General features: G+C 39.4%; 13 protein-coding genes and 1 other RNA gene. 10 read left to right on the top strand and 4 right to left on the bottom strand.

All coding sequences use genetic code 11. The annotated features are described in order from the left end of the window. Positions 1-72: 72 nt before the first annotated feature. Both ACYQ0N_RS01095 and ACYQ0N_RS01090 read left to right on the top strand, forming a co-directional pair. Positions 73-660 (top strand): hydrolase, encoded by a 588-nt coding sequence (locus ACYQ0N_RS01095; protein ID WP_177532275.1) that lies wholly within the window; start codon positions 73-75, stop codon positions 658-660. 20 nt (positions 661-680) lie between these two features. After that, positions 681-2267: a DUF1653 domain-containing protein gene (locus ACYQ0N_RS01090; RefSeq protein ID WP_460161636.1), complete on the top strand. Its 1587-nt coding sequence runs from the start codon at positions 681-683 to the stop codon at positions 2265-2267. A 63-nt stretch (positions 2268-2330) separates the two neighbouring features. On the opposite strand, the gene ACYQ0N_RS01085 is transcribed toward ACYQ0N_RS01090, so the two are convergent. Next, positions 2331-3386 carry a HAMP domain-containing histidine kinase gene (locus ACYQ0N_RS01085; protein WP_177532273.1) on the bottom strand — a complete coding sequence of 352 codons (1056 nt, stop codon included), beginning with the start codon at positions 3384-3386 and terminating at the stop codon, positions 2331-2333. Between the two features lie 315 nt (positions 3387-3701). Here ACYQ0N_RS01085 and gap point away from each other — a divergent pair, with 315 nt between their 5' ends. The 3 genes from gap to ACYQ0N_RS01070 all read left to right on the top strand — a co-directional run bounded on the left by gap (position 3702) and on the right by ACYQ0N_RS01070 (position 6109). Next, the gene (gene gap / locus ACYQ0N_RS01080) at positions 3702-4733 is read left to right on the top strand and encodes a type I glyceraldehyde-3-phosphate dehydrogenase (RefSeq protein WP_177532272.1); all 1032 of its coding nucleotides are present in this window, start codon (positions 3702-3704) and stop codon (positions 4731-4733) included. Positions 4734-4805: 72 nt separating this feature from the next. Further along, the gene (locus tag ACYQ0N_RS01075; protein WP_177532271.1) at positions 4806-5588 is read left to right on the top strand and encodes a hypothetical protein; all 783 of its coding nucleotides are present in this window, start codon (positions 4806-4808) and stop codon (positions 5586-5588) included. Between the two features lie 41 nt (positions 5589-5629). Further along, entirely contained in the window at positions 5630-6109 is a 480-nt protein-coding gene (locus ACYQ0N_RS01070) for a hypothetical protein (protein ID WP_177532270.1), read from the top strand. Between the two features lie 43 nt (positions 6110-6152). On the opposite strand, the gene rnpB is transcribed toward ACYQ0N_RS01070, so the two are convergent. Continuing rightward, positions 6153-6500: RNase P RNA component class A (gene rnpB, locus ACYQ0N_RS01065), an RNA gene on the bottom strand. A gap of 170 nt (positions 6501-6670) precedes the next feature. On the opposite strand from rnpB, the gene gdhA reads away from it, so the two are divergent. Together gdhA and ACYQ0N_RS01055 are read left to right on the top strand one after the other, a co-directional pair. Continuing rightward, positions 6671-8020, top strand: a complete 1350-nt coding sequence (gene gdhA, locus ACYQ0N_RS01060) for an NADP-specific glutamate dehydrogenase (RefSeq protein WP_460161635.1) — start codon at positions 6671-6673, stop codon at positions 8018-8020. Positions 8021-8144: 124 nt separating this feature from the next. Next, positions 8145-9092 (top strand): hypothetical protein, encoded by a 948-nt coding sequence (locus ACYQ0N_RS01055; protein WP_177532268.1) that lies wholly within the window; start codon positions 8145-8147, stop codon positions 9090-9092. A 26-nt stretch (positions 9093-9118) separates the two neighbouring features. Here ACYQ0N_RS01055 and ACYQ0N_RS01050 read toward each other — a convergent pair whose 3' ends face one another. Further along, positions 9119-10435: an ABC transporter permease gene (locus ACYQ0N_RS01050; RefSeq protein ID WP_177532267.1), complete on the bottom strand. Its 1317-nt coding sequence runs from the start codon at positions 10433-10435 to the stop codon at positions 9119-9121. Next, positions 10422-11159 (bottom strand): ABC transporter ATP-binding protein, encoded by a 738-nt coding sequence (locus ACYQ0N_RS01045; protein ID WP_177532266.1) that lies wholly within the window; start codon positions 11157-11159, stop codon positions 10422-10424. Before ACYQ0N_RS01045 ends, ACYQ0N_RS01050 begins: the two co-directional genes overlap by 14 nt. Before the next feature lie 225 nt (positions 11160-11384). Between ACYQ0N_RS01045 and ACYQ0N_RS01040 the strand changes: the two genes are divergently transcribed. From ACYQ0N_RS01040 to ACYQ0N_RS01030, 3 genes are all read left to right on the top strand, one after another. Next, a complete protein-coding gene (locus ACYQ0N_RS01040) occupies positions 11385-11627 on the top strand; it encodes a helix-turn-helix domain-containing protein (RefSeq protein WP_177532265.1) in 243 nt (80 codons plus the stop codon). 320 nt (positions 11628-11947) lie between these two features. Next, on the top strand, positions 11948-12541 hold the full coding sequence (locus ACYQ0N_RS01035; protein ID WP_177532264.1) for an SCP2 sterol-binding domain-containing protein: 594 nt from the start codon (positions 11948-11950) through the stop codon (positions 12539-12541). A gap of 2 nt (positions 12542-12543) precedes the next feature. Beyond that, the gene (locus ACYQ0N_RS01030) at positions 12544-13149 is read left to right on the top strand and encodes a 4'-phosphopantetheinyl transferase family protein (RefSeq protein ID WP_460161634.1); all 606 of its coding nucleotides are present in this window, start codon (positions 12544-12546) and stop codon (positions 13147-13149) included. Positions 13150-13190 lie beyond the last annotated feature (41 nt).

Here is a 13190-nt window from a genome sequence, read left to right as displayed (position 1 = left end):
TGCGCCCATTGAAAACATGACGGTTATGTGATACAATAATAATTGACAATTTAAAACAGGAGTATAACCCGTATGACAGAAAACAAAAAGGAAGAATTCATTAATATTTATCGGGAAAATATCAGCCGTCCCGGCGCAGATAAGCTTTTGAATTATCTTTTATCGGATCAAAGCGATTTTTTTGAAGCTCCCTGCAGCACCCGATTCCACGGCTCATATGCCGGAGGTCTTGTCGAGCATAGTATCAACGTCTATAACTGCTTGAAGGATTATCTTCAGAGACCGCGCGCAAAAGAGCTTTACAGAATGGATTACAGCGAGGAAACCGTCGCTTTGGTATCGCTTCTGCACGACGTTTGTAAAATGAATTTTTATTCTGTGGATTACAGAAACGCTAAAAACGAGCAGGGAGTATGGGAAAAGGTTCCATATTATACCATTAACGACCGTCTGCCCTACGGACACGGAGAAAAATCAGTTTACATAGTTTCCGGCTTCATGAGAATTACCAGAGAAGAGGCTTTCGCCATAAGATATCATATGGGGTTTTCCGGAAACGAGGACAGAAACAGCATAGGCAGCGCGTTTGAAATGTTTCCTCTCGCATTTGCACTCAGCGTGGCCGATATGGAGGCTACCTATTATCTGGAAGCCAAATAAAAAGAAAGGTGAAAATAAATATGAGCAATCACTGGTATGACAACGCGATAATATATCACATATACCCTCTCGGCTTCTGCGGAGCGCCGAAAATCAATGAAGGAGGTCCTGTCGAATACCGGCTTGACAAGCTGCTTGACTGGATTCCTCATCTCAAAGAAATGAACGTTGACGCAGTTTATCTCGGCCCCGTCTTTGAATCGTCGGAACACGGCTACGACACCATAGATTATAAAAAAATAGACAGACGGCTCGGCGATAACGATTCTTTCAGAAGAATCTGCGAACAGCTTCACAATAACGGCATAAAAATAATACTTGACGGAGTTTTCAACCATGTAGGCAGAAGATATCCTCAGTTTGAAGACATTCGCCAGAACGGATCTTCTTCACAGTACTGCAGATGGTTCCAGAATCTGAATTTCGACGGAAAAAGTCCCTGCGGAGACGATTTTTGGTATGAAGGATGGAACGGTCATTATAACCTTGTAAAGCTCAATCTTAGAAATCCCGGCGTATGCGATCATCTCATAGACGCTGTAAACTACTGGATAGAGGAATTCAAAATAGACGGCATACGCTTTGACGCCGCCGACTGTATTGAGTTTGATTTCTTTAAAAGAATAAGAAGCTTCTGTAAAGGCAAAAACCCTGAATTCTGGCTTATGGGAGAAATCATTTTCGGAGATTATAAGCGCTGGGCTAATCCGGAAATGCTGGACAGCGTTACCAATTACGAATGCTACAAGGGAATTTACTCCTCTCATAATACTAAAAACTATTTCGAGATAGACTATTCTATAAACCGTCAGTCAGGCAGCAACGCTATTTACCCCGGGTTAAACCTATATAACTTTGTCGATAACCACGATGTAAACCGTATTGCAAGCACGCTGCAGAATCCTGAGCATATTTATAACGTATACACATTGCTATACTCCATGCCGGGCATTCCCTCTATATATTACGGAGGAGAATTCGGAATCAAAGGCATAAAGGAAAACAACTCCGACGATAACCTTAGACCATGCTTTGACCTTGACAATATACCGGATAAAAATATGCGGCTTTATGAGCACATTGTTAAGCTCGGAAGAATTTATAAAGCATTTCCAGCTCTGAGAACGGGAAAATATTTCACTATTCTTATAAAAAATCAGCAGATGCTATTTTTAAAGGAATTAAACGATCAACAGGTTTTTGTAGCGCTGAACCTTGAGGATCAGGAATACGAGCTTTCCTTCTCCACCAACAGAACCGCTCTGGTAGACGCATTGAGCGGCAGACAGGTAAGCGTTGAGAATGGCGCGGCCTCAGTTAAAATGCCGCCTTACTCCTCAATGATTATTGTAGAGGATAATATTCTTAATAAGGAACCAATAGCTTCTGCCGAGGATTCGTGCAAGGAAACAGAAATAGTAGTCGGAGGCAAATACCGCCATTACAAAGGAAACGAATATGAAATTGTCTGCGTGGCAAAGCAAAGCGAAACCCTTGAAGAGCTTGTTATCTACAAGTCTCTTGAAAACGGCGGGATATGGGCAAGACCGAAATCGCTGTTTACCGGAATTACAGAGGGACGTCCCAGATTCACAAGGATAGATTAAAAATAAAACGCGATAAAAAGCCGGCTGTCTTGGAAATGACAGCCGGCTTTCATCATTATTTATTCAATAAATTTCAGCGATATCGGATAAAGCTATATGATATTTTGAAAATCTGTCCTCATGATACGACAGGACTGACGAGCTGAATTCAGCAATGCTTTCGCCCGCGCGGCAGAAAGGAAATTTAATCGAATAGGTTTTGCTTCCGTTATCCTTTCCCTCGGCTACGAACAGCGTTCCCCCGAAAGTACAGCAGAACCGCTTTACAACAAAAAGGTCCGAATCCACCGAATCTTCTCCGTAAAGCCTATTGAATTCACTGAAAACCTTATGGACAGTTTTATCCTCGGGATTATCGGACGATACGGTTACAGATACAAAATCTCCCAGCCTTTCAGCGTCGAATCTTATATATCCCGCGCCCGGATTATGACGGCCAACAAGAACCGTAAGGGAAAGAAGACATGCTGTAAGTCTTTCAGGATCGGCTTTTATATAAAGCTCCGGCTGAATTTTTAAAAACACGTCAATCTGACCTTTTAGTATATTGCGGCATATTCCGGTAAAGCTCTCCAAAGCGGTAGTAAGATTGATTCTGCGGTATTCTATAGTATTGTCCGTATACCTGATAAGCTCCGTTGTGTTCAGAACAGATTTTAATAGCTTATAGCAATTGCCCATTGTAATATCCAGATATTTTTTACTATCCCGCATATTTTCCTCGTCGAAAACCTTCTGAAGCATATTCCCCGCAAAGGCTATTCCCGTTACCGCCTGTCTTACAGCGGCCGCCTGATTTGTCAGGAATTCTTTGACAACGTTGCATTTTATATACGAAAACATAACGTCGTCTCCGCTCATCTGCATAACGTATAAATTCCGCTCTTCATAATTTATTATTCTGCACATAAATTCAAGACCGTCAAATACAATAAAATATTCTCCGCTTTTAAGAGGCTTAACTTCCTTACTGAAAAGCTCTCCTACTGAAATACCGCTGAAAAAAACATCCGCGTCAGCTTTATTGCTCCATAAAATCTGAAATTCATAATTTAATATAAAAACATTTTCGGATGAATGTAAAAAAAGACTTTTTAAAATCTCAACTTCCTTGTTCATTCCATTTCTCCATTCTGTTTTACTGAAATTAATATTTATTAAGTCGGTTTTATATTATTTACAGATTATGTTATTATTTTGTCTAAAAATATTCTTTCTATTATTATACTACAAAATTGTGAATAAATTAAGTACAAAACTAATTTTTTTCTAAAAAATTGTTGAATAAATACAAGATATTTGTCTTATTTTGCAGTATTTTGGAGGTAACAACATTTAAACAAATAAAATAGGTTATTTTTTTGTCAAAGTACTTGAAATAAATTGAAAATTAGTGTACAATAATAATATAAAAAATTAGGAGGTAATTTTCCAATGTCAGTAAAAGTTGCTATTAATGGTTTTGGCCGTATCGGCCGTCTTGCTTTCAGACAGATGTTCGGCGCGGAAGGCTACGAAATCGTTGCCATCAACGACCTTACAGATCCTAAGATGCTTGCTCATCTTCTTAAGTACGATACCGCGCAGGGCGGTTACTGCGGCAGAATCGGCGAAGGACTTCACACAGTTGAAGCCGGCGAGGATTCAATCACGGTAGACGGCAAGACAATAAAGATTTACGCTAAGGCTAACGCCGCTGAACTTCCTTGGGGTGAAATCGGCGTAGACGTAGTTTTAGAGTGTACAGGCTTCTACTGCTCAAAGGCTAAGAGCCAGGCTCATATCGACGCAGGCGCTAAGAAGGTTGTTATTTCAGCTCCGGCAGGAAACGACCTTAAAACAATCGTTTACAGCGTAAATGAAAAGACTCTGACAGCAGAGGATAATATCATTTCAGCCGCTTCATGCACAACCAATTGTCTCGCTCCAATGGCTGACACTCTTAACAAATATGCTGAAATCCAGAGCGGAATCATGTCGACAATCCACGCTTATACCGGTGATCAGATGATTCTTGACGGTCCTCACAGAAAGGGCGACCTCAGAAGAGCAAGAGCCGGCGCAGCTAACATCGTTCCTAACTCAACCGGCGCAGCTAAGGCTATCGGTCTTGTAATACCGGAGCTCAACGGTAAGCTTATCGGCTCCGCACAGAGAGTTCCTGTTCCAACAGGCTCAACTACTATTCTTACAGCGGTTGTTAAGGGCAAGGACGTTACAGTTGACGGAATCAACGCAGCTATGAAGGCTGCTGCTTCCGAATCCTTCGGCTACAATGAAGATCCTATCGTTTCTTCAGACGTTATCGGCATGAAGTATGGTTCGCTATTTGACGCAACACAGACAATGGTATCAAAGATATCTGACGATCTTTACGAGGTTCAGGTTGTTTCATGGTATGACAACGAAAATTCATACACAAGCCAGATGGTTAGAACAATCAAGTATTTTGCTGAACTCGGCTAATAAATCATTTAAAACTTGATATTTTTTATCGCCTCTTAATAAAGGGGCGATTTGTTTTAAAGGAGAGAAATTATGGCTTTTGGATTTTTTAAAAAAAATAAAAAGAATGTCGAATATAATCCTATAATACCGAATGAAGATATAAATGATCCACCTGAAGATAAAAGTAAACGAATAGAAGAAATTTATTTAAAACAAGTTGAAGAAAAGAAGAAAAGCGACCCCTTAATTGGCATAAAACTATGCGGTAATGAAATATATCAATCTTTCGTTAATGCTCTAAGAGAACCTGATGGACGCCTGAATTGCAATGCGCTTTTGTTAAACTTAGGATGTTTTTCAGGATATGTATGTCAGGCAGCTGTATGGAAAAAATTTGTTATTGACGGAAATATACCATATCAGCAAGCATTCGTTATAATGAAAGCAAAATCAGGAAAAAACTATTATTTTGGAGATTACCTGAACTACTACGTGGGGGAAGGAAAATATTCTTTCTGGTCCCTTGTCGCTGGAATGTTTACAAAAATTTATCCCGATGTTCCTGTACCGGACGTTCTTAAAATGGTAGAAAAGGTAACGTCCCTTATAGGCTACGAGGAATATAAAATATGTGATTGCCTTGATCCTGATAGGGCTGTTGAACAATGCGCAGCAGCATGGAAAATAATTTATCCTATAATAAGCCGATATTGTGTTAATCCGGATGAATGGCCTACAGCCATGGGTATTGCCGCACAAAATGCAATGAATATTTCAAAAAGTATAATAAAACCGGATAATTGCTTCAATATTTTAATGGAAAGTTCAATTTATATGTCTAAAATGGACTATTCTAATATTTTAGTTTTTTAAATTATCATTATTTAGCAATATGTTTATAAGGGGTGTTAATTATGAAAATTACGTCAATTATTTTATCAGCGCTTTCAGCTATCTGTCTTATTTTTACTATTGGATGCAGTTCAGACAAAAATAGCCTTGAAACCGGAAACACTAATACCGAAATTACCGAATCTACAACTGATAAACAAAGCGGTCTCCCCAGCTATCCTTTTAAACAGTTAAAAAACAGTGACATTGAAAGGGCTTTTGTATATATTCTTCCTGAAGATGTATATGCCGAGTTAGACAACAATGAAATATCTGAGCTAATCAGTCTTTTAAACGAAAGCAAGACATATCTAAAAGATGATTCCTATGGAGAATATTACGGGCAGAGCATAACTTACACAATAATTAAAAAGGATAAAACAAAAATTGAAATAAAGCCTTTCAATCCGTTTTTGATTATTGACGGAAATGGGTTTATAACAGATTATAACAATTGTGAAGAACTTCAACAGCTTGGTAATAACATTGCCGGAATAAAATAGACGGAAGCTAACAAAAAGCCTGAGAAATAAATTTCTCAGGCTTTTTATGACCAGACCGATAAGCCGGGTTCTGTCGTGTGCGGCAATTTATCTAGACCTTAAGTTGCCTTAAGGCTCAAGCCGTCGTTACCTATGAATCCATCGAGCAAATGTTGACGCATAAGTACCAATAGACGTTGCATCGGATAGGGTTTACACGGCAATACACTCTCATGTATTCCGGTGAGCTCTTACCTCGCCTTTCCACCCTTACCCGTTATATACGGGCGGTTTATTTCTGCTGCACTTGCCCTAAAGTCGCCTTCGGCTGCCGTTAGCAGCTATCCCGCTCTGTGATGCCCGGACTTTCCTCGTAAACATATAACGTTTCCGCTGCCGCATAGTCTGCTCATGATAATATTTTATACTATTTTAATTTCTTTGTCAATAGCTGCCCTCTTATATATTTTCCCGTTTTATTTTTATTTTTTGAAACTCTTGCTTTATTAAGACAAAAATAGTATAATAATTAGTATCGGAAGAATTCTTTCTTCTGATAATAAAATATGGAGGTTTTAAACAATGGCGTTTAAAAGCGAATACTTACAGGGCGTATATGATAAGGTATGCCAGAGAAACAAGGGTGAAGAAGAATTTCTTCAGGCAGTAAAGGAAGTACTTGAAAGCTTCGAGCCTGTTGTAGAAAAAAGACCGGATATTGTAAAGGCCGGAATAATCGACAGACTTGTTGAACCGGAAAGGTTCATTCAGTTCAGAGTTCCGTGGGTTGACGACAACGGCAACGTTCAGGTAAACAGAGGTTTCAGAGTTCAGTTTAATTCTGCAATCGGTCCTTACAAGGGCGGTCTTAGGTTCCATCCAACAGTCTGCGCTTCAGTAATTAAGTTTTTGGGCTTCGAACAGATCTTCAAGAACAGTCTGACAGGTCTGCCGATCGGCGGCGGCAAGGGCGGCTCCGATTTTGACCCTAAGGGAAAGTCAGACGCCGAGGTAATGAGATTCTGCCAGAGCTTTATGACAGAGCTTTCTAAACATATCGGAGCCGACACAGACGTCCCCGCAGGAGATATAGGCGTCGGTGCAAGAGAGATCGGTTTTATGTACGGTCAGTACAAAAGACTCCGTAATGAGTTTACAGGAGTTCTGACAGGCAAGGGATTATCCTACGGCGGTTCTCTCGCAAGAACGGAAGCAACCGGTTATGGTCTTTGCTACTTCGCCGAGGAAATGCTCAAATCCATGAAAAACGAAAGCTTTGAGGGCAAAAAGGTTGTAATTTCAGGCTCAGGAAACGTTGCTATATACGCGACTCAAAAGGCTGCGGAGCTTGGCGGAAAGGTTATTGCTCTTTCCGACTCAAACGGTTACATATATGATGAAAACGGCATCAATCTTGATGTTGTTAAACAGATAAAGGAAGTTGAAAGAGGAAGAATCAAGGAATACGCTCAAAGAGTTCCGGGCTCCGTTTATACAGAGGGCAAGGGAATCTGGAGCATAAAATGCGATATCGCTCTTCCATGCGCTACACAGAACGAGCTTAACGGCGACGATGCGGAAATGCTTATTAAAAACGGCGTAATAGCAGTCGCTGAAGGCGCTAATATGCCTTCTACGCCTGAGGCAATTGAAAAGTTCCTTGCGGCCGGAGTTATGTTCGGTCCTGCAAAGGCAGCTAATGCAGGCGGCGTTGCTACCTCCGCACTTGAAATGTCACAGAATTCCGAAAGACTTAGCTGGACCTTTGAAGAGGTTGACGCTAAGCTAAAGAATATAATGAAAAATATATTCCATAACTCCTACGATGCTTCTAAAGAATACGGCCTTGAAGGCAACCTTGTAGCAGGCGCTAATATCGCCGGCTTTGCAAAGGTAGCCGACGCTATGATGTGGCAGGGCGTATCATATTAATAGTATTTTAACATTCTTAAAAATCCGTATAGTTTAACGCTATGCGGATTTTTTGTTGACATATTATTAAAACAGTGTTAAAATATCAATATTAATTGATTATTGCGTCGAACAGGAGTTTGCTATGAGAGTCAGATTTCATCTTCCGGATTTTGCAGTCCATTACCGTTTTAATATGGTTTTTCTTTCTATGCTGAAAAATTGTCCCGATTATTTTCGCGACGGAGTAGAAATCGCTTCAATCTACGGAACGTTTCCTCAGTCCTTGTGGAACGGCGGACGTACTATGCTGGGAGTCTGTGACAAAAATTATGTTAAAACGGTTGTAAATAACTTTGATAAAATCGGAATACCGCTAAGATTTACCTTTTCAAATCCAATGATAACAGAGGAACATCTTGATGATGAATTTTGCAATTTTATACTAAAGACTGCTGAAAACGGTAAAAACGGCGTTATAGTCGTTTCACCGATACTTGAAAAATATATAAGGGAAACTTACCCCGGATATAAAATAACAAGCTCCACATGCAAGCGAATAACTGATATTACCGCTTTAAACAACGAGCTTGATAAAAACTATGACATTGTGGTTTTGGATTATGATTTCAATAATCAATTCAATGTTCTTGAAAAAATAAACAAAAAGGAAAAATGTGAGATACTTGTCAATTCGTGCTGCCAGCCGGGATGTAAAAACCGCGTTAAGCATTATCAGGAAATTGGTTTGACTCAGATTGCTTTTTGCAATCATCTGAAAAGAAATCCCGGCAAACCGTTTCGTCCGGAAGATTACAAAGCGAAGGATAACGCTAAAATGAACTGTCCGTATATGAATTACGACGCTGTAGATGTAAGGCAGCTTTCAACTCACGTAACGCCCGACGATATTTACAATAAATATATTCCTATGGGCTTTAATCAGTTTAAAATCGAAGGCAGAACGGCAAACATTTTTAATCTTATAGAATATTATCTGTATTACATGATAAAGCCTGAATTCAAGGATAAGGCAAGGCTTGCTCTATGCATTAATCTCATGAATAACGGAATAATCAAGGAAAATAATTAAAGGGCATGAAAACATGCCCTTTTTTATTATCCTCTTTTTGTGCTGAATTTTCTTTTTTGCCCCAAATTCAAGGATATAGTAAATATTTTGTCAGAGGTAAATATCCTGACAGCAAAAAACATGCAGATTAAAAACAGTATCATCTGATAAATCAAACCGAACCAATAAAGATTCATATTTCCGAACATAATATTATTGATAGCGTTAAAGGTATGAGTAAACGGTATAGCGTAAATAATCGTTCTCAGAACAGGTGAAAGAAAATTTATATCATAAACTATCGAAACAATATAGGGTATCATTGCCAGAACCATTATCGGCATCAGCATTGTCTGCGCCGATTTTGAATCATTCACTAATGCTCCGAGAATCATTGCGGCAGCAAGACATATCATTATAGTCATGAACATCTGCAGACCTACCATAAAATAACCGGAAACGCCAAGCTTAAGCCCCAGCTCCTTCATTATGTCATCTACAGTCATTGCCGAGCCTACAATTTCTGTGTTCTCAATCGCTCCGCTGAGCATAGAGCCCATGTATCCGTAAAAGCCCACCATATAAACTCCGGCGTTTATTATTGCAACTATTCCGGCGGCAAGCATCTTAGAGCATAAAACTGATAAACGTGAAACAGGAGCTGACAGAAGCGTTTCAAGGGTTTTGTCAATCTTTTCGGTAGAGATAGCGGATATTATCATCTGTGATGTGAACATTACGAGAATAAATACGACTATCGGTATGAACATGCTCTGGGAAGATATCAGTCCCGTCAGCGTTTCCGTACTTATATTCGCCCATTTGTCGTTTGCAACCGTAATCTCGTTCAAGGAAACAGGATTTTCAATTGTTTCTATATCCTGAGAATCAAGCCCTTTGGCGGTCATAATCTCATTTTTGACTATATCATTAATAATATCGGCAGCAGAAGCAGTCTTATCAGATATCGAGGCAAGAGCGGACGAGGTCTTCATAGTACTGATAAGCTCCATGGTTCCGCTTTTATTTTCGTTTACAACGCTTTCCGTAAATCCCTCGGGAATTATAATAAGACTCTCGCAGCCTGAATCCTTTAAAAGCTTCGCCCTGTCGGCATTATCCTGTGTAACAAGCTTTACCTCAAAGCCCGACGATTCAAGGGACGATATTATATTTCTTGTAAACTCAGTATCGTCCTTATCGCTTATATTAACGCTCCCCGTATCGGATACTGCGTCGTCCATTACATTAGACATTATTTTTCCGATAGACAAAAGCATAACCAGCGTAATTACAACGCCTAATATCATCTGCGCATTTATAAGCTCGTGAAGCTCTTTTTTCAGCAGATTAAGAAATTTCATTCTGCTTCACCACCTTTTCAAATACTTCCTCAAGATTTGCGGAATTATATTTTTCCTTCAGCTCGTTTATTTTGCCCACTGCAAGGAGTCTGCCTCCCGCGATTATTCCGACGCGGTCGGACACAAACTCTATCTCAAGCATGTTATGTGAAGAAAGCAGAAACGACATATTTTCCGTTTTTGAAAGCTCCTTTATCATTTTTCTGATTTCAAGAGCGTTTATAACGTCCAGTCCGCTGGTGGGCTCGTCGAGTATAGCCAGCTTCGGTCTTGTCATCACAGCCCTCGAAAGCAGCAGCTTTCTTATCATTCCTCTGCTGTAGCTTCCGATCTTTTCATTCAGTCTGTCTCCAAGACCGCAGGTTTTTTCCGCACGGGCAGTAAATTCGGTAATTTCCGCTTTGCTCTCCGCAAACATACCGGCCATGAATTTAAGATAAGCTCTGCCGGTCATTGTCTTATAAGCGCCGGCCTCGTCGGGAAGATATGTAATAGACCTTCTGACCTTTTCGGGTTCCTTTATTATACTGTGTCCGTCAACCTCAGCGTCCCCGGAAGTCGGCTTTATCAGAGTGGAAATCATTCTTATAGTAGTCGTTTTGCCGGCGCCGTTAGGACCGATTAAAGCAAATATCTCCCCTTCGTCAATTGAAAAGGAAACATTGTTTGCGGCAAGCACTTTTGTATATTGCTTGCAGAGGTTTTTTACTTCCAATACTGCCATTTTGCCCTCCATACCTTTTTTATTATATCAACATTATATCACATAAGCCCATTCATAGCAAGAACAAAAAATGTAAATATAATGTAACGGTTTTCCAGTCAACGGTAAACCGTTATCGTCATTATATCATATCTATGCATATATGTCAACGGTTTACCGACAATATAATTCGGCAAAAAATGATATTATTTTTTATATAAAATAATTTATAAGGAGTAGACCGTTATGAATATCTCTCAGGCAACCGCAAAAAGAATTATTGAGCTATGCAAAAGCAGATGCATAACAGTTAACAAGCTCGCTAATATTTCCGGAGTGACTCAGTCGACTGTAAACGATATAGTCAATAATAAGGCAAAAAACATCGGAGTCGTAACTATAAAGAAGCTTTGCGACGGCCTTGAAATAACAATAACCGAATTTTTTGACACAGATTATTTCAGAGAGCTTGAACAGGAAATATTCTGACTTTTCAAAAATGCCGTATTACACAAAAAACAATGAATTTATTCGTCATTTTGCACAAATAAAATAATTGTCAAAATGCCCAGTAATTTAATTTACGAATAATCTAATTTGTATAAAATCTCTTGTAAAATCCTTAAAAACGTCCATTTTACTGCAAAATTTGTAATTTATAAAAGAAATACCTAATCAGAACTCAAAAAAAATCTACACATAATCAATTGACTTTAAAATCCGGCTGTGTTATAAATATATTATAATAAACTTTATGAAAATTACATCAGATATTAATATTTCTTTTGAATTTTACAGGAGGATAAATCATGACTTATGAGGAAATAGTTGCGAAAGCCAAAAAAGAATTCGGATCAGCCGACGTCAGCAATTATGAAGGTCATCTTGCCCTGCAAATAAATGTAACGGGTGAAGGCGAAGGTATTTTTTATGCTGAAATCAACGAAGGCAGGCTTTTTATAGAGCCTTATGACTATAAGGACAACGACGCTGTTCTTACAGCCGACGGCAATGATATAATAAGCATATTCAGCGGTCTTCTTGATCCGGTTGAGGCTTTTGAAAGCGGCCGTCTTACTGTAACCGGCGATCTCAGCAAGGCTCTTTCTATTCAGCCTGTTATTGAAAGCAATAAGAAGCCGGTTAAGAAAACCGCTAAAAGAACAGCTTCAAAAGCAAGCGAAAAGACATCCTCAAAAACGGTTAAAACTTCCGCTAAGACAGCAAAGTCCGCCTCAACAAAAAAAGCGGCGGCAAAAGATCCGGCTATAATCGGTCTCGCCGAGCCTAAAAAATCTGCGGCTCCTAAGACCGCTACAAAAAGAGCCTCTTCTAAGACTGCTGTCAAGGAATCAACCAAGCCCGTTAAACCCGCGGCTAAAACAACCGCTAAAAAAGGCTGAACATGATATATTTTAAAAAGTGTGATTATTCTGCCGGAGATGACAGAATTTCACACAAAAATATACTTCATGAAGAAGCCCATAGATTACTTGACAGAGCCCTTCAAAAAAAAGGAGTCCGAGCCGAAAATAAGGAATTGATTTACAATAAATACGGCAAGCCTATGCTCAAGGATAACGATACGATACATTTTAATATCAGCCATTGCAGACGTCTTGCCGTTTGTGCTTTGACAGAAAATGCTATAGGAGTGGACGCGGAAAATATCCGTGAATATCCGAAGAGGGTTTTAAACCGTTGTTTTACGGCAAATGAAATCAGCTTTGTCAGGGAAAACGAGTTTCCCGACCGCGCTTTTTTTCAGATATGGACTTTAAAGGAAAGCTACGCTAAGGCAATCGGCACAGGAATTACTTTTCCGCTGAAGGAAGCGGAATTTATAATTGGTAACAATTTTATTGCTGCAAATACGGAACGCAAATTTGCATTTTCTCAGATAATAATAGATAATGAATTTGTATGTTCCGTATGCTGCGACGATATTTTAAATAATAAAGTTCTCTTCAGGTCGTATGAGGAATTCATTCCCCTTGACATATTACAATGACATTATCATTGGTCTTTTAAAGGCCTTTAATAACGGCTGTA

This window comes from Ruminococcus sporogenes (assembly GCF_054655175.1).
Note: the sequence above shows the minus strand (reverse complement) of the source record. Positions and strands in the feature narration are given on the sequence as shown.